Origin of the sequence: Pseudomonas sp. RtIB026 (genome assembly GCF_016861355.2) — a bacterium.
In the GTDB taxonomy this organism is placed as follows: Bacteria; Pseudomonadota; Gammaproteobacteria; order Pseudomonadales; family Pseudomonadaceae; genus Aquipseudomonas; species Aquipseudomonas peradeniyensis.
Genome location: NZ_AP023348.2, coordinates 2,604,976 through 2,629,695, shown reverse-complemented (window position 1 = coordinate 2,629,695; position 24,720 = coordinate 2,604,976). Strand labels below are relative to the sequence as shown.

Here is a 24,720-nt window from a genome sequence, read left to right as displayed (position 1 = left end):
CAGGATTCGAGGCGTAGAAGGATTAGAGGCGTGGGAGCGGCGGTTCGCCGCTGCGACTTGCCCCGCGATGCGATGGCAGCCTTGACGCCCTCATCGCGGGGCAAGCCCGCTCCCACGAAATGTGCATTCGAGAGGGAGGCCGGACCACCCTACCCCACCCCAAGTGGCTCCAGCCGCACCCAATAGCGCGTCACCCGCCTTGCCCGAACCGGCAACGCGTCTTCCAGACTGGCCAACGCAACATCGGTATCATCAAGATTGAACGCCCCCGACAGGCGCAACCCGGCAACGTCCTGCGTACACCCCAGATACCCAGGCCGATAGCGCCCCAGCTCACGAACCACATCGCCCAGGCGCCAATCAACGCTGACCAGCATGCCCTGTACCCAGGCCTGGGCGCCGGGGGCCAGGGGACGCAACGGCCCGATACTATCGGCAGCGAAGCTCAGCCCATACCCGGCATCGATACGCACCACTTGCGACGCTTGCCCTGGCCGCACTTCCACGGCATGAGCAGCCACCGCCACGTGGCTCGTACCCGCGTCCTGACGCACGCTGAAGCGGGTGCCGAGGGCACGGATCACACCTTCGGCGGTGCGCACGCTGAGCGGACGCGGGTCCTTGGCGGTCTCCACCAGGATCTCGCCTTGGCGCAGGTGGATCAGCCGCTGGCCAGCGTCGAAGCGGATATCGACGTGGCTGTTGGTATTGAGGTCCAGGCGCGTGCCATCGGCCAGGGTCACTCGGCGCCGCTCGCCGGTCCGGGTCGAGTAATCGGTGCTCCACGGCGAGCGCCGGTAACCCTGCCAACCCACCACACCGGCCCCCAGCAACAGTGCCAGGGCCTTCACGGCATGGCGCCGATCCCGTCGGGCGATTTCCAGGGTCTGCGCGGCGCCGCTGGGCACGTTGTCCAGGCGGCCCTGCAGCTCCTCCAGCCGCGCCCAGGCGGCGGCATGGCGAGGGTCGGCGGCGCGCCAGGCTTGCCAGGAGGCGTGGGTGGCGGCGTCGACGTTGCTGTCGTGCAAGCGCACGTACCAGTCCACGGCCTCGGCAAGAATGGCCTTCATGCACCCTCGACCAGCAGGCAGTGCATCAGCCCGCGCGCCAGGTGCTTGCGCACGGTGCTCACCGAAACGCCGAGGCGTTCGGCGGCCTTTTCGTAGCTCAAACCGTCCAACTGCACGGCGAGGAAGATCGCCCGGGTGCGCGGGCCGAGGCCGTCGAGCATCCGGTCGATGGCCATCAGGGTATCGAGGATGGCGGCGTGGGTTTCGGCGGAAGGTGCGTAGTGCTCCGGCTGCAGCGCCAGGGCTTCGAGGTAGGCGGTTTCCAGGCTGCGGCGGCGATAGAGGTCGATGACCAGGCCACGGGCGATGGTGGCCAGGTAGTGACGGGGCTGGTTGAGGGTGCCGGCGGTGCGCGCCAGCAGCACGCGGATGAAGGTGTCCTGGGCCAGGTCGGCGGCATCGGCGGAGCTGTTCAGGCGTTGGCGCAGCCAACCGTGGAGCCAGGTGCTGTGCTCGCGGTAGAGCGTTTCCAGGCCGCAGTGGACAGTGCCGACGGGAACAACGGTGGACATCACGCCCTCCCCCATAAAGATTACCAGGTGCAAATAAGAACTTATCGCAAGTGTACTGAGTGAGCGCGGGATTGGGAATGGTGGCAGGTCAAAGACGGATTGAGGGATTGGAAGCGGTTCAGAGGGTTTCACCACAGCCGACCGGGGCAAATAGCGGTCCATTTCATCCGCGGTCTTTGCATGGCGAAGGATCCCCTGCGCCTCTCGATTCATGCCTTGTCACAAATGGAAATCCATATCATTTGCGATATAATATGCACAAACGCATCGATATGCATTGAATGCAAACCTGTATTTTTATACAGTATCGGCATGCATTGGGGCCTTCTCCCAATGCCGCAGCGACACAAAGTCACCTGACCGTCGCTGCTCCTCCCATCAAAAAAGGAATTGCAAATGCCGGTAGAACTACCCGCCACCGTCATCACTGGACGCCGCCCTGATTTTTCACCAGTTACTGTTCGTCCTGTTGTCGAGCCAATGGATCCCCGAGCAGAAGACACGCTGGCACGGTTGATTCGCGCCTCGGAATACGTGGAAGACTGGATGAGTAAAAAATGGACCGAGATCGGCCAGCAACACGACAACAACATGGCAGCGATCGACGCTGAACTGGACAAGGACATCAAGGACGCTGGCGGGCTGAACACCCCGATGGATCTGTCCACACCAGCGAGCACGGTTACCAAGGAAAAGAACATCGTCGTCAAGCTCTACTTGACCAAGCAATCCAGTGCCAATGAAAAATCCGCTACCGCCAAGGCCTTGTTCGATGGCGATGTACTTGCCCCTCGAAGCGCCACCGGGTTGACCTTCGCACGCGCCAACGGATACCAGGTGCGTGTCGACCAGCTGCGCCTCGCCAACTGGGCAAACAGCCTGCAAGCAGCCCGGCTGGCCCAGGTCTACACCGAAATGGTGCGCCGCCTGCAGGTGCGGGCGGGTGTACTGGGGTCCGTCGAAAGCGCCCAGGCCACGCGAGCGGCAAACGAACTGAACGCTGCGAGGGAGCAGATCCGTCTCAAGCAATACCCTGCCGCGCCGCCAGGCGTATCGCTGGCGCAGAACCTGGAGGAGTCGAAAAAGCAGAAGGAGCACTTCAAGAATGGCGGTACAGCCTTCCTGTTCAGCTGGTTCTATGCAAAAGTCCGAAATCGCGGGGACTGGGACTACAAGCAGCGTGGCCGCCAGTTTGCGAGCTTCGGCAACTTCAACTATGGCGCTGTAGGCGCTGCGGCCGGGATCTCTGAAGCGGTACTGTTGCGAGCGGCCGGGGCGGCACAAACGGTCGCGGGCACCTCCCAGGCCGAATTCGACAAGTGGTGGGCCGATGCGCCCTACGGTGATGATCCCGTTGACCAGGCGTGGATCAAGGCAGGTATCGATTATGCAAAATCCCAGGGTTACTAAATGGACGCTCTGGGCACTGTTGGTCGTTTGCCTCGGGCAGATGCTATACATCTATGCGTCCAGCCCAGGGCGACCTGACCCGGACCGAATCGTTTCGGTCACACCGGTGGGTGAAGGCGGCGCCATCTATGAAGTCCTGTACGACTCGGGAGGCGCGACCGTTCCATACGTCTATCGGTACTTTGTAATGGATCTTCAGGCCAGCGACGAGGTCGCGCTGAAAAAAACAAAAAAGGCGACGCCCTTCCTGGTCACGCAAAGCACTGGCGCGGTGCGAGAAGTTGCAGGCACCACGGTGAAGCTGCGCACCCGTGAGACCGTCTACGACTTCCACAACACGGCGTACTTCAAGACCCATGGGGAACTGAATATCGTGACGTTCGATCTGGACGCTACGCTTCCGTAAGCCAGGCGCCCCGCACCAGGCTGTTTTTCGAAGGCCATCGCGGAACAAGGCCGCTCCACATGCCGTATGCCTCAGCAGGCATGGGCAATCTCTGGAGCGACCTTATGTCGAAGAGCTGCGTAGCAGCCCCGGCGATTGGTGCGTCCAATCCCCAGGGCCGCTACGCGGCCCTTTCACGACCTTGGGCCGTTCCAGTCGCTTTCAAGCGCAGACGCTGCCAGCTTCGCCATCTCGAGCCTACTGCCCGGCTCGATACCGTCCTCGATCATCCAGGTCGCCGACAACCCTGCCCATGCAAGCACCCATTGCAAAAGCCTCTGACGATCGAGGCCGGCAGCAGCCGATATGATCGCTATCCGACGTGCAAAGCCCTCCGATGCCAACGCGCTTGCGTCGTCGGGGTTACAGAGGATGTTGGCGTAATCGAAGCCTCGCTCGCCGCACAAACCCTTGGGATCGATGGCGAGCCATCCAGCCGGCCCGAAATCCAGCACATTGCCGTGATGGATATCGCCGTGCAGTACCACCACATCCTGCGGCGCAGCTAAAAGCGCCCGCGCCGCTCTGGCACTGTGCTCCAGCACCCCGCCGTGAGTCGCTGCTGCACTCCACAGCGCTTCGAACCATTGTTCCAGCGGAACCAGCGCAGGCATTGGCTGAGACCGTGGTGTATGAAGGCGGGCGACCACTGCACAGAGGATTCGCGTGGCTTCGTCATCCCGGCCATCGGCAACCATCTGCGCCAGGGATGCCGAGCCTTGCGCCCGCTTCATCAACAACGCCTCGCCATCGTGAACCAGCACCGGGGCCGCACCATCACCGCCCCACCAGGCCATGAGCTGGTTGCCAGCCTGCTCTTCGGGTGATTGCGCGATCTTCAGCATGGCGGGTGTATCGCCCTGGCGAACCGGGAGAAGATGGCCGTTCAACGACACGAACGCGTCCCCATCGAGGGTCAGCCCCCATCGTTTCAGGTAGTGGTCAAACATGGTTTCATTACTCGCGATCCACTTGTGAACGGGGCTCGGTGAGCCGGTGAGCATCCATCGATGCCGTTCATTCGGAAATGACTATCCTGACGCGACGATTATTCGAGTACCAGCAGATGGACCGCAAGGCATGTGTTGCCTGGTCGGGCCCTTTCGCGGGTAAACCCGCTCCCACAGGATCACCTGTGCCTTGGAGCCAGCGCTGTACCTGTGGGAGCGGGTTTACCCGCGAAGAGGCCCGCACAGGCACCGACCATCTCAGGGAGAGAATCATGATTACAGACGACACCCCCACCACCGTCGGCAAGACCAAGTTCTACCAGGGCGAAGGCCAGACCGACCCGCTGTTCTGCATCGAACCCGGTATCCCCTGCCTGCACGCCCGCGACCAAGCCTCGGAACTGATGGGCTGCGTACTACCTGAGCGCGTTGGCCAAGGCGCTGATGGATGATGCGGAACTGGGCATGAGCCACTGAAGCGGGAGAGAACTTGGGCTTACCTTGCAACAGGTAAGCCCTCTGGAGCAAAGCAGCGAACTGGCAACAGCGAATGGATGCAATCAAGCGTTGATGGCACGCCAGAAAAGTTACCATTTCAAAATAAAAGAGCCGCGCAGTGCACGGCTCTTTTATTATAGCTGACCGCCCTTTTAAAGTGATTGCAGAGAAATACTGGCGCTCGTAGAGTCTTGTTGACTATCAGCGTCCATCCAGACCCACTGCGTGCCGTCGCCTTGCAAGTTATTGCTGACACTTTGAATCTGAGTTGCAACGATGGTGACAGCTCCTTTTTCCGAAGCAGTAGGCCCAATATTGGTGACTTGACCAGACAGCAGGCCATTGGAGGTTTCATTAACAACAAATACAGTAGCAGCAGCCTCCCGGAACTGGCACGAGATGAACTGAGTAATTTTGCTAACGATGGTCAGGTTCATCCACTTTGACGGAGGCACTGCATAATAGCGGTTATATTTGTTGAACGGATACTGCTCACCATTCGCCTGCAGCTGGTTATTATTCAGCCCGCTGGTATTGGTCGGCATGCTGGTACTGCCCAGCCACAGCTCGACCTGTGCGATGCCACTGTTACTGGGCAGCGAAACCGAGATGGTCTGGGTATCGGTACCCGAAACAAAGCCCAGCGAAGCCAAGCCGGCATTGGCAGTGGTACCTGGAACAGTAATGCCTGCAGGGGGTTGGCTATTGCTCCATACCACATTGACAGTGGCATTGTTGTCACTACCTGCAGAGTTATAGATGAAAATCCCGTAAATCTGGCCAGGGCGCAACGTCGTGCAGGTAGCCGTATCACCCGGAGTCAAAGTAATCCGTTGGCCACCGTTCCAGTTTATTTGTGAGGCTGCGATAGCGAAGCTTTCCATGGGATAATCCTTTAGTAGATGCAGCATGATAGACGCGCTTACGTCCCTAACATCCGTTGCGCGACTACGAGCTTAGCCATCACAAAAAAATATGCTACGGAGTGCTTAGAATCATTGGCAATTAGCGAATAGTGGCTAAAAGCTATTCATCTTTCAATGCCCACTTAAACACCACCCATACTAAAGTAAGAACTGTAATAGTACTTTCTACAGCTGGCTGATACCCCTTACTTTTCAGCGCCCGCTGAAAATATTCGGCCATTTGGCTTTCACGATAGAAATGTATGCGATAGCGGTTGATCGCTTTATTCGAACTATCGTCCAGCCATTGCTACTGTACGAGATCCCGGGAACGCCAATCGCGCGCCCGGGGCAATCCGATCGGCACGATGGGCCAATGCTTCCGCCATGGGTTGTCTGCTCTGGCGCATTTGCGGGGCCAGCCCGCTCCCACGAGGGTGATGCTTGTAACGCTGTTCACCTTCGAACCGGCAGCACCTGATTCGCCGATCCAACCGGACGAATCCCGCCGCACTTGGTACTGGCCGCCATTCACTCTTTCCATCGCCAGCCAGCGCCCCCGCCGCCTGGCTTCGCTGAGTTCGCGTCCTGACTTATGCATCCTCAAGCCGCAACACCTGCAACCCTGCGCCCCGAGCCATACCGCCGCTTCTCCGTAGCGCCGATGATGAATTGGAACTATTAATCTCGCAGATCAGTAAAAACAAGGCCTACAGCACCGACCTATAAACCCCGTACCACTTTCGCACCATCTCCCCTCGAAACTTGCCTCTCGACAGAGTTTATTGAACGCCAGACCGTCTCATATCGCGAGTCTCTATCATTCCAAACCAGTCACGCCCTCCCCTGAACCTAGCATCAATGCAAACGGCCAATCTCGGTCGATGACTGCTCCTCATACGCCTGCGCAAACGCGGATTAGGGCCGTCAAAACCAGAGTATAAGTGGGTGCTTACAACACAGTCTGATACAACTACGTGTCTCGGACACAAAATCGATGAAGGCCACCGCCAAAGCAACTGCAAGACGAGTATGCCTCGGCTGAAGACCACAGACCACGGTGCTGACCATTCTTTCCGTGCCCAGTGTATAAATAACCAGTCCAAAAATGCATAAAAATCCGGAAACGAGTGAACATTTCCGGATTTTTACACAACCACTGGGTCGGTTAACCTATCCATAACTGATCGGATTTACACCCCAGCAACTTTCTATGCATTGCATTATAAATTTCAACACCCCCAATTGCTTTATAAATAGCACTTCATTGAAATTAACCACCCTTTTTCCCAGGACGCCGCTTTCCTTTAGGATTAGATCCCTGAGCACTCCAATCAAAATAATTTACTTTATAAATCTTCATATCAACATTAGAGACGGATTTATCCCCTTCAAATTCAACTAATTTATCTGGATCATCGGAAAACAACTCCCACTCATCATCAGAACTATTGTCTGGACCAGTTGTCTTGTAGCTTCTCGTCGGGAAATTATCAACTGCATAATCACCAGATTTTGGCGTATCAACTTGCAACTGCGCCCCTTGATAATCAGGTTCTGAATAAAAAGTGATACCTTTATTATTTTTCGGCGGCACATAAGGCGTGTGTGACGGATATTTCGTTGGACCATCAATACGCAAATATGTTACAGCAAAATTCATCAAAGCAGTTTGACTACCATCAGTGTACCCTTCAAATCCTACGATATAGTACCCTTCACGCTGAAATGATTTAACAAGAGTACTTTGTGAGTTCGGCCTCACAACCGTACCATCTGAAAGAATAAAAAAGATGCTATTTGCTGGCGAGGAAGTTGCCATATGGTCAACTCCAATAATGTCACGCTGATCCAGCGCAAACTCACCATTAATTTTATTATCTGGATTTGCCTCTGGAGGATACCCCGTTTGAGATACTTTCCCGGTATATCGAAGCATATTATAAACTGCCGGATTCCCAATATCCTTCATACCTTCCCATGAAATTTTGGCGAAAGCACCGACATCGACATCAAACCCATTTTTAACAGGGCACAAACACTCTGACAATTGACTATTCGGCCTCAAAAGAGAACTTACGCAATAATTTTCCTTATCATTGAGATCGTTTAATTTCCAATTATACCCAAGTGGCTCATGAATATAAGCCACAGGAATATCTTTAGTCTCAATAGCATGGCTTGGACTAGTTAAATTTAAAGCATCAATCGCTATATTAACAGCCTCCCTCGAAGCTAGACCAACCCACATTCGCAATGTTTGTAAGTCATTGATACAATCAGATGCTGAAAAAATCGTATGAACTTCCTCTTCAATTCCCTCAATATATTCAGCAGCGTCGAGCAGAATACTTCTTGCAAGCACGTACTGCCCTTCAATGAAATCAGGACTAAGTTTCAAGATGTCATTATAATATGTATTCAACCAGAATGACGAAGACATTTGCACCCACGCTGAATAAAAGCCAGAGGTATAAGCCTTAGTCAAGACATCAGTAAATTTAAATTTCTGCTCCATGCCAACCATTTGACTTGACGTAGAAATGTAATGCCCCCTTGCAGATTCAATGTTACCTTCTTCAATTAAAATATCAATGATCTCAAATTTAACTCGATAAACCTCAATCTCATTAGTAAGATGATTTTTTAAATAATCAACTATTTCTTGCTCAACCCGACCAACTGCTCGACAAAGCATTGATTCATATAGTTCTACCTTTGGGTCGTTAGGGGTGGCAATTCTCCAAATAGCTTTGACAAGTTGCTTAAGAGCAAATCCTTTTACGCCCTTAGCGTCAGCGTCATGAGCTACTGACGCCGATACATCCAGCAATAACATTTTCACTTCATCTGAAACATCAAACCCATCTGGAATTACAGGACAATTCAATTCAAAACCATCATTCATAACAAAACCCTCTCACTTTGCGAAATAGACAAACCTATAACAACCATTACCTCAATTGAAAATCTCACAGTCTGTGCAACTTTGTTAAATCACAGTGTACCTCCTTAGCTTTTCATTCATATAGCTTCGGCATTTTAATTACTGCTCCAGAAAAGCCATAGCAACCCCCAAGCAATTCTTCCACCGCACCACATATTATGCACCTGTCGATAAGGTGCGATCTTTTCACTGTCGTATTCGTAGCCTAGCGGCATAAGAACCTCACATGTCACTTAAGAGAATTATCGATATTAGGCGGTTGACTATAATTCTTGTAACCATGACACTCTCTAATAAAGCCAATTGAAGCGACGCCAACCAATAAGACCCCATGAGCCATTCAGAAGATATGTGCAAAACAGACAGAATCACCCGAGAACTGGCCAATTCTTGGCCCGAACAATTTCACCGAGGCTCACTCGGTCGGGTATTGACGCGCTATATCCACAGCCCTACGGTGCAGAACCGCACCAACTACAGCATGGTTGCGCTTGATCAGTTATGGAGCAAAGCCGCCTCCCTTGATCCAGCGATAGGTCTGCATCTGTTCTCGCATTTCAGCCGTCAGGATTGGCACGTGCTGGCGCATGGCTGTTTGTACTGTGCTCACGTAGCCGAGGCGCTTCACTTCTGGGCGCGCTATGCAAAGCTAGGATCGGACATGGATAACGTGGTGTTGGTCGAGGAAGAAGATTCCTTAAGGGTGGAGCTCCACATTAATGCTCCCGCCGGTTTGGTCCGGCACATGGTCGAGCACTACTGTGTAACGTCACTCAGCGTATTACGGGCAGGAACAGGCAAAGCTTTTTTGCCTCAACGGGCGTGCTTTGCTCATCAGCGTCCAGTTTATTACTCTGAGTACCACGACTGGCTCGGCGACAATATCAAATTCAACTGTGAGTTCAATCGCCTGTACTTCAGTCGGACAAATCTAAAGATCCCGATGCAGTTTCACCATGCTGGGATGATGGATGTGTTACACCAAGAACTGGATCGCCGGTTGACACAGCAGAATCAGTTCAGTGGGTGGGCAGGAAGGGTGGCGCAAGGAATTCGCCAAAGCCTCATCTCAGGTCAAACTCCTACCCTGATGACCCAGGCACAAGAGCTCCATCAGAGCTCACGCACCTTACGTCGACGCCTCGAAGACGAGGGAATGAGCTTCCGCTTACTTCTAGATCGGGTTCGCGCAGAGCTCGAGCAGTATCTTGAGTTGCAAGGAAGCAGTCGCACGCAGATCGCCGCGCAGCTCGGTTATAGCGACCAGGCCGCCTATGTCCATGCTCGCAAACGCTGGCGGGCACAGTCAGAGCACGACCAATGAGAACGCAATAACAATGAATCGCCCCGGGTTTCGTAGAGACCTCTTTCCCGCAGGTCCGATCCCCACAAAACAGATCAGCAAATCACAGCAATGCTGCGATCTCGCATGAATCTGTCTCCCACATCCTTGCGGCTACCGCCGTTGCGGTTTCTGGTGCGTCAGTCGGGAAAAATCCCAGCACTCACCCTCCATCTTCTCATTCCGGTAGTGATTGCCTGTCGCCCCAATCCCGACACCACCTAGAAGCGTCAACATTTGAATCTGTGCGATTGTCGGTGTGTAACGGTAAAGGTCATGAGTACTGCGCAATGCGCGTGTTGCGTCAGAAGTGCCCTCCCTAGGGTCTGTACGAAATGTGTCTGCGCGAAGGCCAGACAAGGCGAAACGGGGGGAGGAAGCGGAGTGTACTGGAGTACATGAGCATTCCGAGCCCCGTTTCAACGCAGTATGGGCGAGTGCAGATACATTTCGTACAGAGCCAAGGCATATCTCGCGTTTTCATATTGACCCACGGGAAATAGGTGTTGGATTCACCTACTACAACTAGAAAAGTTGCTCCAGTACTGAAGGCTGCCAATTCATGATCACCAGCTCGCCAGTCACCTCGGCCGTACCCTGCCTCTGGTTGGTGTTGCTATAGCGAATATCCAGGCACTCGAAGTGGAAGCCATAGAAGGCTCGCCGGATGTCCGGATGATCGTTGATGCTGACCATCACCCTGCCCTTGCAGCGCCGCATGAAGTCGGCCATGCGCCCGTACTCCTCGAACGGGAAGTCGACGCCGTAGCCGGTGGTATGCGTTTCAACCTGCACGCATAGATGTATCACCGCCCAACCAGCAGGTGCCTGCCCCAGAAATCAAGCTCAGCTGCAGAACGAACCAGCCTGAAAATAGTCGATTGAAGCCGCCAACAATCAGATTTTGCCCCTTCCTTGTAGTCCATTTCCCAAACATACTTCTGCCGCGTTTTTTCCGTTGCGACCTCTTGGGCAGAGCTCTAGTCTCGGGCTGTCGTTGAATATCAACGACACAGCTTTGACAGGCTGTGACGGTAGAATCACGCAGGCAGTCTCCGCTTAATGGTGGCTGTACGTGTGGGCACGCTTGCGTGCGCCGGAACTTTTGCGTGATTTTCCGCCGGTCTGTCAACCCACGTACAGCTGCCACCCTTCTGTTTGACAGCAGGCTGGTGGTGGCACCGTCAACGGTAAATCACCATGTTAAAGATCGTCCCCGATCCACCCCACAACCATTACTCCCTCGAAGACACCCTCATCCAGGCCACCGAGTACGCCCTGTGCGCGCAAAGCGTGGCGCATCAAGCCGTGTTGCTGCAGCCCAAGTCACCCGCCGCGATTCTGATGCTGGCTTCCATGCATGAAATGGAGGCACTGCGCGTACTGCTCGAATCGGCATTGATCCAGGTACAGATGCCGAAGGCGCAGCCGCGTCCGTTGCACTAGATCACAAGGCATGTGGCGCCTGAGTTGACGTCATCGCGGGGCAAGCCCGCTCCCACGCCATTGCGTGCCGACGTGGGAGCGGGCTTGCTCCGCGATAGCGTCAGACCAAGCAGCGGAACACTTCAGGGAGATTCAATGATGACCACAGACACCACCACGCCCCATACCACCGTGGGCAAGACCAAGTTCTACCAGGGCGAAGGCCAGACCGACCCGCTGTTCTGCATCGAACCTGGGATCCCTTGCCAGCATGCTCGGGATCAGGCCTCGGAACTGATGGGTTGCGTTCGCGACCTGACCATCAGCGGGATCATGGAGGAGAAGCCGCAGATGCTTTGGGCAGCGTATTATCTGAGCGCATTGGCCAAGGCGCTGATGGATGATGCGGAGTTGGGGATGAGCCACTGAAGGTCAGCCCGTTTAAGGTGTTGAGCATTGGCGTTCGGCTTGGAACTGCCGGGGTCGCTTTGCGACCCTTTCGCGGCACAAGGCCGCTCCTACAAGGGGCGCGGCCACCTGTAGGAGCAAGCCCGCTCTCACACGGATGATGCTTGCAACGCTGTCCACCTTCGAACCGGCCAGCACCTGATCGCCGATCAAACCGGACGAATCCCGCCATGCTTGGTAAACTGGCAGCCATTCACTCTTTCCATCGCCAGCCAGCGCACCCCGCCGCCTGGCTTCGCTGAGTTCGTGTCCCAGACTTATGCAATCTCAAGCCGCCACACCCGCCACCCTGCGCCCCGAGCCATCCCGCCGCTTCTCCGTAGCGCCCATGATGGACTGGACAGATAGACACTGTAGATTCTTTCTGCGCCTGCTCTCCCAGCACGCCCTGCTCTACACCGAAATGGTCACCACCGGCGCCCTGCTGCACAACGATGCCCAGCGCTTCCTGCGCCATGACCAATCCGAGCACCCGCTGGCCCTGCAGCTGGGCGGCAGCGTGCCGGCGGACCTGGCCGCCTGCGCCCGCCTGGCCGAGGACGCCGGCTACGACGAGGTCAACCTCAACGTCGGCTGCCCCAGCGACCGGGTGCAGAACAACATGATCGGCGCCTGCCTGATGGGCCATCCAGCGCTGGTGGCCGATTGCGTCAAAGCCATGCAGGACGCGGTCGGCATTCCGGTCACGGTCAAGCACCGCATCGGCATCAACGGCCGCGACAGCTACGCCGAGCTGTGCGACTTCGTCGGCCAGGTGCGCGACGCCGGGTGCCGCAGCTTCACCGTGCATGCGCGCATCGCCATCCTCGAAGGCCTGTCGCCCAAGGAGAACCGCGAGATCCCGCCGCTGCGCTACGACGTGGCGGCGCAGCTGAAGGCCGACTTCCCGGACCTGGAGCTGGTGCTCAACGGCGGTATCAAGACCCTCGACGAGTGCCGCACCCACCTGCAGACCTTCGACGGCGTGATGCTGGGACGCGAGGCGTACCACAACCCGTACCTGCTGGCCGAGGTCGACCAGCAGTTGTTCGGCAGCGCGGCGCCGGTGGTCAGCCGGGCCGAGGCGATGGAAAAGCTGCGTCCGTACATCGTCGCGCATATGCAAAGCGGCGGCGCGATGCATCACATCACCCGGCATATCCTCGGGCTCGGCCAGGGCTTCCCGGGGGCGCGGCGCTTCCGGCAGTTGCTGTCGGCGGACATTCACAAGACCAGCGAACCGCTGAAGGTGCTGGACCAGGCCGCCGAGCTGTTGCAGGGGCGTTGAGGGAACCTGGGGCGGGGTTGGCACTCGAAGGGTTAGCCTTTTACCGCGGCCCTGGCGTTGGCCGGGGCTGCTTTGCAGCCCTTCGCGGGGCAAGCCCGCTCCTACACAGGGGAGCGCGCTGCTTCGAAGGGTTTCCCGATACGCCTGCGACGGGCCTTGAGTGGCTGTCGGGGCTCGGGTAATGTCGAGTCATTGCACAGGACAGAGCACGCCCATGACCTCCAAGCTGGAACAACTCAAGCAGTTCACCACCGTCGTCGCCGACACCGGCGACCTGGACGCCATCACCCGCCTCAAGCCGGTCGACGCCACCACCAACCCTTCGCTGCTGCTCAAGGCCGCCGCCATCCCGGGTTACGCCGACCTGCTCAAGCAGGTCAAGGCCGATGCCAAGGGCAATGTCGACCTGGCCTGCGACAAGTTCGCCGTGTCGGTGGGCTCGGGCATTCTCAAGGTCATTCCGGGGCGCATCTCCACCGAGGTGGACGCGCGACTGTCGTTCGACGAGCCGGCGCTGCTGAAAAAGGCCCGTCAGCTGATCGAGCTGTACGAAGCGGCCGGTGTGCCGAAAGACCGCGTGCTGATCAAGCTGGCCTCCACCTGGGAAGGCATCCGCGCCGCCGAGAAGCTGGAAAAGGAAGGCATCCAGACCAACCTCACCCTGCTGTTCTCCTTCGCCCAGGCCCAGGCCTGCGCCGATGCCGGGGTGTTCCTGATCTCGCCGTTCGTGGGGCGCATCTACGACTGGTACAAGAAGAGCACCGGCAAGGAATATATCGGCGCCGAGGATCCGGGCGTGCAGTCGGTCACCCGCATCTACGACTACTACAAGACCAACGGCTACAACACCGTGGTCATGGGCGCGAGCTTCCGCAACATCGGCCAGATCGAGCAACTGGCCGGCTGCGACCGCCTGACCATCAGCCCCGAGCTGCTGCAGCAACTGTCGGACGACCAGGGCGAGCTGCCACGCCTGCTCAAGCCGGGCAATGCCGGCGAAGCCAAGCAACAGTTGAACGAAAGCCAGTTCCGCTGGGCGATGAACGAAGACGCCATGGCCACCGAGAAGCTGGCCGAAGGCATCCGCCAGTTCGCCCGCGACCAGGAAAAGCTGGAAGCGCTGATGGCTGGCTGACAAAGGCTGATACATCTTCGGCTTGATCGACGGGCGGTTAATGCAGAGCATTTCCCGCCCGTTTTCGTACCAGACCATAACACGCACCCTGTGGGAGCGGGTTTACCCGCGAACACCGGCGCAGCCGGTGCCAGCCACCGCAGTGCCTTCTTCGCGGGTAAACCCGCTCCCACAGGGCCTGGGCCAGACCCACTTCTCATGTTTTGCTCAAGATAGATGACACCTACCCCGTCGCTCCCCCTCGTCCTCGCCGGCCCCATCCTGCGCCGCCTGGAACCGCAACGCCTGGCCATCTGGCTGGTCGGCTCGCAACCGCTGCAACCCGAACTCCTCCTCGACCAGGCCGGCATCAGCGCCACTACGCGCTGCGAGGTGATCGCGGTCGGTACGCACGCCTTCATCCACCTGCTGGACATCCACTTCGACCACCCGCTGCCCAGCAACGTGGCGCTCGACTACGACCTGCGCCTGGCCAACGGCCAGGTCATCGCCGACTGGGCCCCGCACCTGCTCTACCCCGGCGCCAGCCGCCCGAGCTTCGTGCTGCGCGAGCGCCTCGACCAGTTGCTCCACGGCTCCTGCCGCAAGCCCCATCACCCGGCCGCCGACGGTCTGCTGTGCGCCGACCGCCTGCTTGCCGCCGGTCCGCGCCCTGAAGAGCGCCCCGCCGTGCTGCTGATGAGCGGCGATCAGGTCTATGCCGACGATGTCGCCGGCCCCATGCTGCGCGCCATCCACGAACTGATCGAACACCTGGGTCTGTTCGACGAGGCGCTCGATGGCGCCCTGGTCGACAGCGGCGCCGCGCTCTATCGCCACCCGGCCTGCTACTACCACCGCGCCGACCTGCTGCCAGCCCAGGAAGGCAACGAGACCCTGCGCGAACGCTTCTTCGGCGGCAAGCGCAAGCCGATCTTTTCGTCCAGCAACGCCGACAACCACCTGGTGACCTTCGCCGAGGTCATGGCCATGTACCTGCTGGTCTGGTCGCCGCTGCCGTGGGCCCTGGTGCGGATGGACATGCCAGAGGGGCTCACCGACCAGCGCCAGGCCCGCTACCTCCAGGAGCTGCCCCTGATCGAGGCCTTCCGCGACGGCCTCGGCCAGGTAGCGCGGGTGCTGGCCCACCTGCCCTGCCTGATGATCTTCGACGACCACGACATCACCGACGACTGGAACCTGTCGGCGCAATGGGAACAGACCGCCTACGGCCACCCGTTCTCGCGGCGCATCATCGGCAACGCCCTGCTCGGCTATCTGCTGTGCCAGGGCTGGGGCAACGACCCGGACGGTTGCGCGGCGCTGGTCGGGCAATGCCGGCAACTGAACGAGGCCCGGGACGAGCTGATCGGCGAGCTGCTGCGCTTCCAGGGCTGGCAGTACGCGCTGCCCAGCGATCCACCGCTGCTGGTGCTGGACACCCGCACCCGCCGCTGGCGCAGCGAAAGCAGCCTGGGCAAGCCTTCCGGCCTGCTCGATTGGGAGGCGCTGAGCGAACTGCAGCAGGCGCTGCTCGACCATCCTTCGGCGATTATCGTCTCGCCAGCGCCGATCTTCGGGGTCAAGCTGATCGAGACCGTGCAGCGGGTGTTCAGCGCCCTGGGCTACCCGCTGCTGGTGGATGCGGAGAACTGGATGGCCCATCGCGGCGCGGCGCAGGTGATCCTCAACATCTTCCGCCATTCACGCACGCCGGGGCACTACGTGGTGCTGTCGGGCGACGTGCATTACTCGTTCGTCTACGAAGTGCTGATCCGCCACCGCCAGCGCAGCCCGCACCTGTGGCAGGTGACCAGCAGCGGGATCAAGAACGAGTTTCCCCGGCGCCTGCTGGATGTGCTCGACCGGCTCAACCGCTGGCTGTACTCGCCGCGCTCGCCGCTCAACTGGTTTACCAAGCGCCGGGAAATGGAGGTGGTGCCGCGCACGCCCAGCCGTAGCAAGGCCGGGGAGCGGTTGTGGAACAGCGCGGGGTTGGGGCAGGTGTTCTTCGATGGCCAGGGGCGGCCGGAGCGGGTTTATCAGTTGAATGCGGATGGTTCGCCGGCTACGGCGTTCCTCCAGGACTGACGCCATCGCGGGGCAAGCCCGCTCCTACAATGAACACCATTGTTTCCTGTGGGAGCGGGCTTGCCCCGCGATGGCGTCGGCAGGTCCAGCGCAGGATCAGGACCGCTCGAGCGCGCTCACCAGGTCATGGAACGCTTCACGGTTGGAGTCATTCAAGCCCATGAGGATCTTGTGCGCCTCCAGCACCTTGGAACGCACCACGCTCTCGTCCTGGTCCTGGGACGGCAGGTCGGTCAGGCACTCCGGGCACGGCACCGGGCGGTCGACGATGTTGAACACCTGGTCGAAGCCCATGGACTGCAGCAGGCGGGAAATGTCCGGGTTGGTGGTGACCACGGTCGGCAGCAGGCCGACTTTCTGCCGGGACAGGATCGACAGCTTGGCCAGCAGGCCGAGGGTGGTGCTGTCGATGCTCTCGGTTTCGGTCAGGTCGATGACGATGGCCGAGAAGTTCAGCGCGGTGAAGATCTTCTCGATCGTCGCATCCAGCGCCGAACACAGGGTCAGGCGCACTTCACCGACAAATTTCAGAACGAAGGTCCCGCTTTGTTCGGCGAACTGGATTCTACCAGTACTCATTCAAGGTTCCTGCTCAACACCAATAGGGCGATATCATCCGGCATCTCCCCAAGCGTAGCCAATTCGAATCGTTGGCGCAGCCCCTCCAGGCTACCACCCGCCGCCTTGACGATTTCCGGCAAGGCCGCTTCCTTATCTTTGAGTGTGTCCCCGGGCAAAAGGTCCAGAATGCCATCGGACATCAGGGTGAGGCTGAACTGCGGTGGCAGCTCCAGCACCTGGTCCTGGTAACTGGCCTCGTCGAACAACCCCACCGGCAGGCCGCGGCCCTCCAGGTAGCGGGCCTGGCCCGGGGTGTACAGCACCGGCAGCGGCAAGTGGCCGCCGACGCTGTAGGTGAGCAGGCCGGTGTCCTCGTCGATGACGCCACCGACCATGGTCACATGCTTGCCCAGCTTGCAGTTGATCAGCCCGCGGTTGATGTGGCTGAGTACCTGTGAAGGCTTGAACTCGCGCATCTTGCCGCCACGCTTGAATTCGAACAGCAGGCGCGTGGTCATGAACTTGAGCAGCACCGTGACGAACGCCGACGAGGCACCGTGGCCGGAGACGTCCGCCAGGTAGAAGGCGATGCGCCGGTCATCCACGCGGAAGTAGTCGGCGAAATCGCCCGACAGGTACAGCGACGGGATGATCTGGTGCTCAAAGGCGAACTCGCCGGCCACCCAGGGGTTTTCCGGGAGCATGTTCATCTGCACCTGGCGACCGGCGGTCTGGTCCTCCTGCAGCAGGTGCAGGCTGGCCTCCAGCTCGCGGTTGGCCGCTTCGAGCTTGTCCCGGTAGCGCTGGTTTTCCAGCACCAGGCGCGAGCGATCGAGCGCGCGGCGCACCGAGTGCTCGAGCACGGCCAGGTCTTCCAGGGGCTTGATCAGGTAGTCCGCCGCGCCCAGACGCAGGGCTTCGACCGCATCGCTCATGACGCCGGCACCGGACACCACGATCACCGGCAACTGCGGCGCGCGCTCGCTGATCCGGCGGATCAGTTCGAGGCCGCCCATCTGCGGCATGCGCAGATCGCAGATCACGAGGTCGGGCTGGTGTGCTTCGAAGACCTGGAGGCCCTGCTGGCCGTTGCCGGCCTGGAGGACGCTGAAGCCGCTGTCTTCCAGATAGGCGGCGAGACTGGCACGGACCACCTCGTCGTCATCGATGATCAGCAGCGTTGCACTGGGTTTCTGCATGTGGGCGAACGGCGCCAGATTTGGGTTGGCGTAGCGGCTGTGAAGGACCGACAGACGGCTACTGGAATGCTCTCTAGCCACTCTCTATTTGAGTTGTAGGACAAGAAGACTGGTCCGGCAAATAGCGAGGTGCCCTGTAAGGCGCTGACGGTACTCCCATCCGCCTGGCGTTTCAAGCATGGCAAGGAAGACTTCCGCGCACTTTACAGGGCAAATCACCCGGCGTTATAAGAAAGCACATCGGCGCAACCTGACGAAAGGATGCAAGCATGTCCCAGCCTCCCGTGGATTACAGCGAAAAACGCGATTTCATACGCATGCGCATTGAAACCGAGGTCAGCCTGCTGCACGCCGGCCAGGTGATCAGCGCCGTGTGCATCGACCTCTCCAGCAGTGGCATGCAGGTCCAGGCACCGCAGCGGTTCAAGGTGGGCGACCAGCTCGAGGTGCGCATCGACTCCGACCATGCCGCCCTCGCCGGCCTGCATGCCAGCACCGAGGTGGTGTGGATCGCCGACCAGCCCGGCGGCGCGCAGAAGTTCGGCCTGCGCATCCTGGCCATGCATTGAACTGTTACGAAAAAGGCGACCCGAAGGTCGCCTTTTGCGTGAGCCGATCGATCAGAAGTCGTCTTCGACCTGGCCGTCCTTGACCTTGAACTCGCGGTTCTGCAGGTAGGCGTTGCGCAGGAAGATGTACTTGTCGCCCTGGATCAGCTTCTCCGCCGACAGCAGGCTGGCGCGGGTGTCGATCACGTCCACTGCCATGAGCGAGTTGCGGGTCGGCACATGGTCGATGTAGCGGTAGGGTTCGGTGTAGGTGTCCGGGTACTTGGCCAGGCCGTCACGCACGGTGCTCGGGCCAAGGAACGGGATGACCACGTACGGCCCGCTGGGCACGCCCCAGTAGCCGAGGGTCTGGCCGAAGTCCTCGTCGTTGCGCTGCAGGCCCATCTTGGTGCCGACGTCGAAGAAACCGCCCAGGCCGAAGGTGGTGTTGACGATCAGCCGCGCCGTGTCGACACCCGCCGCATGGGGCTTGAGCTGCAGCACATTGTTGGCCAGGTTGGTAACGTCGCCCAGATTGCGGAAGACGTTATGGATGCCATCCTCGAGGAACTGCGGGGTGACGAACTGGTAACCCTGGGCCAGCGGCTTGAGGGCATAGGTGTCGAGGACATCGTTGAACCTGAAGATCGGTCGGTTGACCGACTCCCACGGGTCCTCCTCGGTGGCCGCCTGGGTGGCTGCCACGGGCGCCAGCAGCAAGCTGGCGCAGACACAGGCCTGGGTGACTCGCTCGATCACTCCGGCACCGATCCTACGCATAGATGTTTCTCCATCGGATTTCACGGCGGCAACGGCCTTTGGCGCGCTGCCCGATAGGGCGCAAGTATACTGGCTTGCTGGCTGAGCGGTAGTTTTACATATCTCTGTCAAGATTTTGTGAACAACTGTAGTCGTCATCCCTTGGTCACAATCGCCGGGTAGCTTGCGGGGTATTTAGGGACGTTGCCATGCAAGACGCACCCGCCTTCACCGCCGTGCTGTTCGGACTGCGCGGCTGTCTGGTCCAGGCAACCGACGGCGGCACCCTGCCCGCCCCCGGTGCCCTGGACTCCCTTCACCATCTGCGCTCACAGGCCGTGCCGTGCATCTGGCTCGACGAACTCAGCGTCGCCCAGGGCAAGCGCCTGAGCAGCGTGCTGCCCGACTGGCTACCAGGCCACTTGGTCAACGGCTGCAAATGGCCAGCGCCCAACGCCTGCTGGCAGGCGCTGATGAGCCTCGACAGCCAGCGCCTGGACGGCTGCGTGCTGGTCAGCGGCGAGCCGCGGCTGCTGCAGGCCGGGCTCAACGCCGGCCTGTGGACGGTGGGCCTGGCGGCCTGCGACCTCGGCTCCAGCCAATGGCAGGCCATGACCCGGCAGGAACAGGAGCGCACCCGTGGCAAGGCGACCCTGGCGCTGTTCGGCCTGGGCGTGCACTCGGTGATCGATCACCTGGAATCCCTCGACACGTGCCTGGCGGACATCGCCCAGCGCCGGCACAAGGGCGAGAAACCCTGATACATCCCCGTTGATGCGGGTCATGCAAAGCAGCGGCAGGTGGATTACGCTAGAAGGCAGGCCAGAACCTTTGCCGCTTCGCCGAGGTCCATGGTTTGCCAAGCCATTGATGGAGAACGAACAATGCCTGCCCGCGAACTGCAAGAGCGCCTTAATAGCCTGCGCGAGCAACTGGATCGCAATGTGCCGCTTTCGGAAGAAGAGCTGGCCAGTCTGCATGAGGAGGCTAGGCAGATCGAAGCCCAGCTCAAGCTTGAGGAAGCCACGCCCGACAACAACCTCGTCGACGGCGTGAACCTCGCCATCGAACGCTTCGAAGCCGATCACCCCGACCTCACGGCGACCCTGCGCAGCATCGTCAACTCGCTGCACAGCATGGGTATCTGATCAGGCTTCGCTGTAGCGCAAAAAACAGGGGCGTGGGAGCGGCAGTGCGCCGATGCGGCTTGCCCCGCGACACCGGTGTAACCGGTGCCATCCATCGCGGGGCAAGCCCGCTCCCACGATGCCCGTCGACACGCTCGAAAACTACTGACGCACCAGTCGCAGATTCTGCGGGCTGATCGCCCCGGTGCTGCGGTACGGGTTGATATCCAGTCCGCCCCGGCGCACATACCGCGCATACACTGTCAGGTGCTCAGGCTTGAGCAGGTTTTTCAGGTCCAGGTAGATCCGCTCCACGCATTGTTCGTGGAAGTCGGCATGCTGGCGGAAGCTGATCAGGTAGGTCAGCAGGCTGGCATGATCCAGCGCCTGGCCCTTGTACTCCACCACCACGCTACCCCAGTCCGGCTGGCCGGTGACCGGGCAGTTGGATTTGAGCAGGTGGCTGTGCACCGTCTCTTCCACCACGCGCTCCGACGCGCAACGCAGCAGCTCCGGTTGCGGCTGCTCGTAGTTGCTGATGTTCACATCCAGCGCATCGATGCACAGGCCCGGCAGCGCGGTCACGCCCTGCCCCTCGACCTCGGCCAGGGTGCTGACCTTGACCGCGACCGGCTTGCCGGCTGCGGCGGACAGGTCCTGCACCAGGCACGCCTGCAACGCCTCCACCGACTCGAACACCGTCTGGTTCAGCGAGTTGAGGTACAGCTTGAAGGACTTGGACTCGATGATGTTCGGCGAATCGCACGGGATGGCGAACTCACCGATGGCCACCACCGGCTTGCCCGAAGGCAGCAGCCAGGACAGCTCGAAGCAGTTCCAGAAGTCCACGCCCTGCCACGGCAGCGCGTCGCCGCTCACGCCCAGCTCGGCCCATTTGGCCAGGCGGGGAATCGGGAACAGCAGCGCGGGGGTGTAGGTGGCGATGTATTCGCTGGACTTGCCCAGCGGGGAGTGTTCGGCGGCGGGATGCATGGAAACTGACCTGAAGGTTCGAAATTGCCCCTAGTCTACCGGTTTTGCACCCCGCCTTGGAGCCGTTGTCACTCGATGGTCAGCGGGCCGACCATGCCTGCCTGATAGTGGCCTGGCACGTTGCAGGCGAACTCGATGGGCGCCGACTTGCGGAAGGTCCAGGTCAGCTCGGCGCGCTGGCCGGGCTGCAGCAGCACGGTGTTGCCGCCCGCATGACCGTGGCCAGCGCCCATCTGGCCGTGGTCCATCTGGCCATGGTCCATGCCTTCGTGGTTCATGCCGGCGGTGAACATCTTGCCTTGCATGGCGATCATTTCCTTCTGGTGCTCGGCGTGCATGGCCTTGTCGCCCAGGTTGAACTCGTGGGGCAGCTTGCCTTCGTTGACCAGCACGAAGCGCACGGTCTCGCCGGCCTTGACCTTGATGTTCTTGGGTTCGAAGGCGATGTCCTTGAGCACCACCTCGACGGTGCGGGTGGCCTTGGCCGCCTCGGCCGGCTCGCCGAAGGCGAAGGTTTTGCCGCTGTCGGCGAAGCTCGGCAGGCTGACCAGTGCGAGGGCGGCGGCGAAGAACAGGTGTTTCATGGGTGACTCCGGGTCGTTCTGGGAGAATGAGGCCATTCTCGAAAAGGCTGGCTGGCAGCTGGCTGACGGGAAGATTACAACTTTGTCAGCTTGGGCAGGCCGCCGGATCGTCACGTATCATTTCGTCACCATGATTGCGCCTTTCAAGGTGATGATAATTGGCGCCTGACTTGGAATTGCCGGGGCTGCTTTGCAGCCCTTTCGCGGCACAAGGCCGCTCCTACGCAGAGCGCGGTCACCTGTAGGAGCGGCCTTGCCGAGGCGTCGGACCGGCCGGAAAGGGTCGCAAAGCGACCCCGGCAATCTTGAATAGGAGCCGCCATATCCCAACAGTCGCAGAAACTGCTAAAGGGATGGGCCTTATGGGGCGCTCCCACAAAATCCACTTCACCCAAAAAACCATTCAAATCGCCGTATCACAAGGACTGCCATGAAACTGCTGATCGTCGAAGACCAGGCCAAGACCGGCCAGTACCTGAGCCAGGGCCTGAGCGAAGCCGGCTTCGCCACTGAGCTGGCCAACGACGGCGACAGCGGCCAGCACCTGGCCCTGACCGGTGACCACGACCTGCTGATCCTCGATGTGATGCTGCCGGGGCGCAACGGCTGGCAGATCCTCCAGGCCGTGCGCCAGGCCGGGCTGGACACGCCGGTGCTGTTCCTCACCGCCCGCGATGCCGTCGAGGACCGTGTCCACGGCCTGGAGCTGGGTGCCGACGACTATCTGGTCAAGCCGTTCGCCTTCTCCGAGCTGCTGGCCCGGGTGCGCAGCCTGCTGCGCCGAGGCGCCAGCGCCAGCCAGGACACCTGCCTGAGCCTGGCCGACCTGCGCCTTGACCTGATCCGCCGCCGCGCCGAGCGGGCCGGCCAGCGCGTCGACCTGACCGCCAAGGAATTCGCCCTGCTCGAACTGCTGCTGCGCCGCCAGGGCGAGGTGCTGCCCAAGTCGCTGATCGCCTCGCAGGTGTGGGACATGAACTTCGACAGCGACACCAACGTCATCGAGGTGGCCATCCGCCGCCTGCGCCTGAAGATCGACGACCTTCACACCACCAAGCTGATCCATACCGTGCGCGGCATGGGCTACGTGCTCGAGGAGCGCCAGGACTGATGCGCCGCCTGTCCCTCGGCAGCCGCCTGGCGCTGCTGTTCGCCGCCTGCACCGCCAGTGTTTCGCTGGGCGCCGGCCTGCTGTTCAGCCGCGCCAGCGAGCAGCATTTCGTCGAACTCGACCAGCAGCTGCTCAGCGGCCGTCTGTCGCTCATGCGCAGCCTGCTTGACGGCGTCACCAGTCCCGAGCAACTGGCCACGCGCCTGCCGGGGCTGCTCAACGAGTTGAGCCACCAGTCCGACCTGGCCTTGCGCGTGCGCGCGGTCGACGGCACCACCTGGTTCGCCAGCCGCAGCGACCTGCCGGACGCCCCGGACCAGCACGGCCTGGCCACCCTGCATACCCAGGGCATCGACTACCGCGGGCTGAGCCTGCCGCTGGACGAAACCCGGCCCGCCTCGCCGCAGCTGACCCTGTTCCTCGACATCACCCATCACCAGCACTTCCTGCAAGGCATGCAGCGCCTGATCTGGCTCACGGTCGGCCTCAGCGCGCTGGTCACCGCGCTGCTGGGTGCCTGGGCCGTGCGCCGTGGCCTGAAGCCGCTGCGGCGGATGGGCAAGGTCGCCGCCGGCGTCAACGCGCGCTCGCTGACCACCCGCCTGCCGGTCGCCGAAATGCCCGAGGAGCTGGCCGAGCTGGCCGGCACGGTCAACGCCATGCTGCAGCGCCTGGACGACGCCTTCCAGCGCCTGTCGGCATTCTCCGCCGATATCGCCCACGAATTGCGCACACCACTGTCCAACCTGCTGACCCATACCCAGGTCACCCTCACCCGCCCGCGCAGCCTCGAGGAGTACCGCGAGGCCCTGCATGGCAATCTCGAGGAACTGCAGTGGATGGCCCAGCTGGTCAACGACATGCTCTACCTGGCCAAGGCCGACCACGGCCTGCTGATGCCCAATAGCCAGGCGCTGGACCTGGCGACCGAGATCGATGCGCTGCTGGAGTATTACGCGCCGCTGGCCGAGGAAGCCGAGGTCAGGCTGTCACGCGAGGGCCAGGCGCATGTCGAAGGCGACCGGCACATGCTGCGCCGGGCCTTGTCGAACCTGCTGGACAACGCCCTGCGCTTCACCCCGGCGGGTGGCGAGATCCGTGTGAGCCTTGCGCCAGGGTTGCGCATCGAGGTGGCCAACAGTGGGCCGGCGATCGCCCCGCAACTGCTGGAGCGGCTGTTCGACCGTTTCTATCGGGCAGACCCGGCGCGCCAGGAGGGCAGCAGCGAGCATGCGGGACTGGGGCTGGCCATCACCCGCTCGATCGTGCAGGCCCACGGCGGGAAGATTCGGGCGGAGTGTGAAGATGGGTGGACGCGGTTCGTGATCGAGTTGCCTGCGTAGCCCTCATCGCGGGTCAAGCCCGCTCCCACGCCAGACCTCATATTTCCGGGC

The 24,720-nt window shown here is 60.1% G+C and carries 24 protein-coding genes and 2 pseudogenes; 15 read left to right on the top strand and 11 right to left on the bottom strand.

All coding sequences use genetic code 11. The features are described 5' to 3' along the window. Positions 1-149: 149 nt before the first annotated feature. Together PRtIB026_RS11925 and PRtIB026_RS11920 are read right to left on the bottom strand one after the other, a co-directional pair. The gene (locus PRtIB026_RS11925) at positions 150-1,070 is read right to left on the bottom strand and encodes a FecR domain-containing protein (protein WP_203647429.1); all 921 of its coding nucleotides are present in this window, start codon (positions 1,068-1,070) and stop codon (positions 150-152) included. Continuing rightward, positions 1,067-1,582, bottom strand: a complete 516-nt coding sequence (locus PRtIB026_RS11920; RefSeq protein WP_203647430.1) for a sigma-70 family RNA polymerase sigma factor — start codon at positions 1,580-1,582, stop codon at positions 1,067-1,069. The genes PRtIB026_RS11925 and PRtIB026_RS11920 overlap by 4 nt, the downstream gene beginning before the upstream one ends. 396 nt (positions 1,583-1,978) lie before the next feature. Here PRtIB026_RS11920 and PRtIB026_RS11915 point away from each other — a divergent pair, with 396 nt between their 5' ends. Next, positions 1,979-2,992 carry a polymorphic toxin type 44 domain-containing protein gene (locus tag PRtIB026_RS11915; protein WP_267813837.1) on the top strand — a complete coding sequence of 338 codons (1,014 nt, stop codon included), beginning with the start codon at positions 1,979-1,981 and terminating at the stop codon, positions 2,990-2,992. Next, positions 2,970-3,398 (top strand): hypothetical protein, encoded by a 429-nt coding sequence (locus PRtIB026_RS11910; RefSeq protein ID WP_203647432.1) that lies wholly within the window; start codon positions 2,970-2,972, stop codon positions 3,396-3,398. The genes PRtIB026_RS11915 and PRtIB026_RS11910 overlap by 23 nt, the downstream gene beginning before the upstream one ends. Before the next feature lie 173 nt (positions 3,399-3,571). Here the strand turns inward: PRtIB026_RS11910 and PRtIB026_RS11905 are convergent, their stop codons facing one another. Next, positions 3,572-4,387 carry an aminoglycoside phosphotransferase family protein gene (locus PRtIB026_RS11905; protein ID WP_203647433.1) on the bottom strand — a complete coding sequence of 272 codons (816 nt, stop codon included), beginning with the start codon at positions 4,385-4,387 and terminating at the stop codon, positions 3,572-3,574. Between the two features lie 272 nt (positions 4,388-4,659). On the opposite strand from PRtIB026_RS11905, the pseudogene PRtIB026_RS11900 reads away from it, so the two are divergent. Beyond that, positions 4,660-4,864, top strand: a pseudogene (locus PRtIB026_RS11900) (hypothetical protein). Positions 4,865-5,037: 173 nt separating this feature from the next. Here PRtIB026_RS11900 and PRtIB026_RS11895 read toward each other — a convergent pair. Beyond that, a complete protein-coding gene (locus PRtIB026_RS11895; protein ID WP_203647434.1) occupies positions 5,038-5,769 on the bottom strand; it encodes a hypothetical protein in 732 nt (243 codons plus the stop codon). 1,294 nt (positions 5,770-7,063) lie between these two features. Next, a complete protein-coding gene (locus PRtIB026_RS11890) occupies positions 7,064-8,698 on the bottom strand; it encodes a hypothetical protein (RefSeq protein ID WP_203647435.1) in 1,635 nt (544 codons plus the stop codon). 370 nt (positions 8,699-9,068) lie between these two features. Between PRtIB026_RS11890 and PRtIB026_RS11885 the strand changes: the two genes are divergently transcribed. Then, the gene (locus PRtIB026_RS11885) at positions 9,069-10,061 is read left to right on the top strand and encodes an AraC family transcriptional regulator (RefSeq protein ID WP_324256564.1); all 993 of its coding nucleotides are present in this window, start codon (positions 9,069-9,071) and stop codon (positions 10,059-10,061) included. 543 nt (positions 10,062-10,604) lie between these two features. Here PRtIB026_RS11885 and PRtIB026_RS11880 read toward each other — a convergent pair. Then, positions 10,605-10,856, bottom strand: a pseudogene (locus PRtIB026_RS11880) (DNA adenine methylase); the annotation flags it as partial. Positions 10,857-11,279: 423 nt separating this feature from the next. Between PRtIB026_RS11880 and PRtIB026_RS11875 the strand changes: the two are divergent. The 5 genes from PRtIB026_RS11875 (at position 11,280) to PRtIB026_RS11855 (ending at position 16,444) form a co-directional block, all read left to right on the top strand. Beyond that, on the top strand, positions 11,280-11,525 hold the full coding sequence (locus PRtIB026_RS11875; protein WP_203647436.1) for a hypothetical protein: 246 nt from the start codon (positions 11,280-11,282) through the stop codon (positions 11,523-11,525). A 138-nt stretch (positions 11,526-11,663) separates the two neighbouring features. After that, positions 11,664-11,933 carry a DUF3077 domain-containing protein gene (locus tag PRtIB026_RS11870; protein ID WP_203647437.1) on the top strand — a complete coding sequence of 90 codons (270 nt, stop codon included), beginning with the start codon at positions 11,664-11,666 and terminating at the stop codon, positions 11,931-11,933. A 298-nt stretch (positions 11,934-12,231) separates the two neighbouring features. Then, on the top strand, positions 12,232-13,239 hold the full coding sequence (gene dusA / locus PRtIB026_RS11865) for a tRNA dihydrouridine(20/20a) synthase DusA (protein ID WP_203647438.1): 1,008 nt from the start codon (positions 12,232-12,234) through the stop codon (positions 13,237-13,239). Between the two features lie 214 nt (positions 13,240-13,453). Further along, the gene (gene tal, locus PRtIB026_RS11860) at positions 13,454-14,374 is read left to right on the top strand and encodes a transaldolase (RefSeq protein WP_203647439.1); all 921 of its coding nucleotides are present in this window, start codon (positions 13,454-13,456) and stop codon (positions 14,372-14,374) included. 216 nt (positions 14,375-14,590) lie between these two features. Further along, positions 14,591-16,444, top strand: coding sequence for an alkaline phosphatase D family protein (locus tag PRtIB026_RS11855; protein ID WP_203647440.1), 1,854 nt, complete (start codon positions 14,591-14,593; stop codon positions 16,442-16,444). Positions 16,445-16,540: 96 nt separating this feature from the next. On the opposite strand, the gene rssC is transcribed toward PRtIB026_RS11855, so the two are convergent. Both rssC and rssB read right to left on the bottom strand, forming a co-directional pair. Further along, positions 16,541-17,023 (bottom strand): anti-sigma factor antagonist RssC, encoded by a 483-nt coding sequence (rssC, locus tag PRtIB026_RS11850; RefSeq protein WP_023631332.1) that lies wholly within the window; start codon positions 17,021-17,023, stop codon positions 16,541-16,543. Beyond that, complete coding sequence (rssB, locus tag PRtIB026_RS11845; protein WP_203647441.1) at positions 17,020-18,204, bottom strand: two-component system response regulator RssB; 1,185 nt, start codon at positions 18,202-18,204, stop codon at positions 17,020-17,022. The genes rssC and rssB overlap by 4 nt, the downstream gene beginning before the upstream one ends. Positions 18,205-18,473: 269 nt before the next feature. Here rssB and PRtIB026_RS11840 point away from each other — a divergent pair, with 269 nt between their 5' ends. After that, the gene (locus PRtIB026_RS11840; protein WP_050704859.1) at positions 18,474-18,773 is read left to right on the top strand and encodes a PilZ domain-containing protein; all 300 of its coding nucleotides are present in this window, start codon (positions 18,474-18,476) and stop codon (positions 18,771-18,773) included. Positions 18,774-18,824: 51 nt separating this feature from the next. On the opposite strand, the gene PRtIB026_RS11835 is transcribed toward PRtIB026_RS11840, so the two are convergent. Continuing rightward, complete coding sequence (locus PRtIB026_RS11835; protein WP_203647442.1) at positions 18,825-19,532, bottom strand: VacJ family lipoprotein; 708 nt, start codon at positions 19,530-19,532, stop codon at positions 18,825-18,827. Between the two features lie 188 nt (positions 19,533-19,720). Here PRtIB026_RS11835 and PRtIB026_RS11830 point away from each other — a divergent pair, with 188 nt between their 5' ends. Next, positions 19,721-20,272, top strand: a complete 552-nt coding sequence (locus PRtIB026_RS11830) for a phosphonoacetaldehyde phosphonohydrolase-related protein (protein ID WP_203647443.1) — start codon at positions 19,721-19,723, stop codon at positions 20,270-20,272. 123 nt (positions 20,273-20,395) lie between these two features. Then, positions 20,396-20,659 carry a DUF4404 family protein gene (locus PRtIB026_RS11825; protein ID WP_203647444.1) on the top strand — a complete coding sequence of 88 codons (264 nt, stop codon included), beginning with the start codon at positions 20,396-20,398 and terminating at the stop codon, positions 20,657-20,659. 141 nt (positions 20,660-20,800) lie between these two features. On the opposite strand, the gene queF is transcribed toward PRtIB026_RS11825, so the two are convergent. Both queF and PRtIB026_RS11815 read right to left on the bottom strand, forming a co-directional pair. Continuing rightward, on the bottom strand, positions 20,801-21,631 hold the full coding sequence (queF, locus tag PRtIB026_RS11820) for an NADPH-dependent 7-cyano-7-deazaguanine reductase QueF (protein ID WP_203647445.1): 831 nt from the start codon (positions 21,629-21,631) through the stop codon (positions 20,801-20,803). A gap of 68 nt (positions 21,632-21,699) precedes the next feature. Next, complete coding sequence (locus PRtIB026_RS11815) at positions 21,700-22,215, bottom strand: cupredoxin domain-containing protein (protein ID WP_203647446.1); 516 nt, start codon at positions 22,213-22,215, stop codon at positions 21,700-21,702. Between PRtIB026_RS11815 and PRtIB026_RS11810 the strand changes: the two genes are divergently transcribed. From PRtIB026_RS11810 to PRtIB026_RS11800, 3 genes are all read left to right on the top strand, one after another. Next, positions 22,214-22,384, top strand: coding sequence for a hypothetical protein (locus PRtIB026_RS11810; RefSeq protein WP_203647447.1), 171 nt, complete (start codon positions 22,214-22,216; stop codon positions 22,382-22,384). The genes PRtIB026_RS11815 and PRtIB026_RS11810 overlap by 2 nt on opposite strands. A 261-nt stretch (positions 22,385-22,645) precedes the next feature. Beyond that, entirely contained in the window at positions 22,646-23,326 is a 681-nt protein-coding gene (locus tag PRtIB026_RS11805; protein WP_203647448.1) for a heavy metal response regulator transcription factor, read from the top strand. Continuing rightward, the gene (locus PRtIB026_RS11800) at positions 23,326-24,669 is read left to right on the top strand and encodes a heavy metal sensor histidine kinase (RefSeq protein ID WP_420713644.1); all 1,344 of its coding nucleotides are present in this window, start codon (positions 23,326-23,328) and stop codon (positions 24,667-24,669) included. Before PRtIB026_RS11805 ends, PRtIB026_RS11800 begins: the two co-directional genes overlap by 1 nt. Positions 24,670-24,720: the final 51 nt, after the last annotated feature.

What these genes read in the sequence shown, in the direction of transcription:
- PRtIB026_RS11840 (WP_050704859.1), top strand. Translation starts at nt 18,474, where the DNA reads ATGTCCCAGCCTCCCGTGGATTACAGCGAAAAACGCGATTTCATACGC.
- rssC (WP_023631332.1), bottom strand. Translation starts at nt 17,023, where the DNA reads ATGAGTACTGGTAGAATCCAGTTCGCCGAACAAAGCGGGACCTTCGTT.
- PRtIB026_RS11925 (WP_203647429.1), bottom strand. Translation starts at nt 1,070, where the DNA reads ATGAAGGCCATTCTTGCCGAGGCCGTGGACTGGTACGTGCGCTTGCAC.
- rssB (WP_203647441.1), bottom strand. Translation starts at nt 18,204, where the DNA reads ATGCAGAAACCCAGTGCAACGCTGCTGATCATCGATGACGACGAGGTG.
- PRtIB026_RS11815 (WP_203647446.1), bottom strand. Translation starts at nt 22,215, where the DNA reads ATGAAACACCTGTTCTTCGCCGCCGCCCTCGCACTGGTCAGCCTGCCG.
- queF (WP_203647445.1), bottom strand. Translation starts at nt 21,631, where the DNA reads ATGCATCCCGCCGCCGAACACTCCCCGCTGGGCAAGTCCAGCGAATAC.
- PRtIB026_RS11855 (WP_203647440.1), top strand. Translation starts at nt 14,591, where the DNA reads ATGACACCTACCCCGTCGCTCCCCCTCGTCCTCGCCGGCCCCATCCTG.
- PRtIB026_RS11825 (WP_203647444.1), top strand. Translation starts at nt 20,396, where the DNA reads ATGCCTGCCCGCGAACTGCAAGAGCGCCTTAATAGCCTGCGCGAGCAA.
- PRtIB026_RS11870 (WP_203647437.1), top strand. Translation starts at nt 11,664, where the DNA reads ATGACCACAGACACCACCACGCCCCATACCACCGTGGGCAAGACCAAG.
- PRtIB026_RS11800 (WP_420713644.1), top strand. Translation starts at nt 23,326, where the DNA reads ATGCGCCGCCTGTCCCTCGGCAGCCGCCTGGCGCTGCTGTTCGCCGCC.
- PRtIB026_RS11910 (WP_203647432.1), top strand. Translation starts at nt 2,970, where the DNA reads ATGCAAAATCCCAGGGTTACTAAATGGACGCTCTGGGCACTGTTGGTC.
- PRtIB026_RS11810 (WP_203647447.1), top strand. Translation starts at nt 22,214, where the DNA reads ATGGGTGACTCCGGGTCGTTCTGGGAGAATGAGGCCATTCTCGAAAAG.
- PRtIB026_RS11915 (WP_267813837.1), top strand. Translation starts at nt 1,979, where the DNA reads ATGCCGGTAGAACTACCCGCCACCGTCATCACTGGACGCCGCCCTGAT.
- PRtIB026_RS11885 (WP_324256564.1), top strand. Translation starts at nt 9,069, where the DNA reads ATGAGCCATTCAGAAGATATGTGCAAAACAGACAGAATCACCCGAGAA.
- PRtIB026_RS11805 (WP_203647448.1), top strand. Translation starts at nt 22,646, where the DNA reads ATGAAACTGCTGATCGTCGAAGACCAGGCCAAGACCGGCCAGTACCTG.
- PRtIB026_RS11890 (WP_203647435.1), bottom strand. Translation starts at nt 8,698, where the DNA reads ATGAATGATGGTTTTGAATTGAATTGTCCTGTAATTCCAGATGGGTTT.
- PRtIB026_RS11835 (WP_203647442.1), bottom strand. Translation starts at nt 19,532, where the DNA reads ATGCGTAGGATCGGTGCCGGAGTGATCGAGCGAGTCACCCAGGCCTGT.
- tal (WP_203647439.1), top strand. Translation starts at nt 13,454, where the DNA reads ATGACCTCCAAGCTGGAACAACTCAAGCAGTTCACCACCGTCGTCGCC.
- PRtIB026_RS11920 (WP_203647430.1), bottom strand. Translation starts at nt 1,582, where the DNA reads ATGTCCACCGTTGTTCCCGTCGGCACTGTCCACTGCGGCCTGGAAACG.
- PRtIB026_RS11895 (WP_203647434.1), bottom strand. Translation starts at nt 5,769, where the DNA reads ATGGAAAGCTTCGCTATCGCAGCCTCACAAATAAACTGGAACGGTGGC.
- dusA (WP_203647438.1), top strand. Translation starts at nt 12,232, where the DNA reads ATGCAATCTCAAGCCGCCACACCCGCCACCCTGCGCCCCGAGCCATCC.
- PRtIB026_RS11905 (WP_203647433.1), bottom strand. Translation starts at nt 4,387, where the DNA reads ATGTTTGACCACTACCTGAAACGATGGGGGCTGACCCTCGATGGGGAC.
- PRtIB026_RS11875 (WP_203647436.1), top strand. Translation starts at nt 11,280, where the DNA reads ATGTTAAAGATCGTCCCCGATCCACCCCACAACCATTACTCCCTCGAA.
- PRtIB026_RS11830 (WP_203647443.1), top strand. Translation starts at nt 19,721, where the DNA reads ATGCAAGACGCACCCGCCTTCACCGCCGTGCTGTTCGGACTGCGCGGC.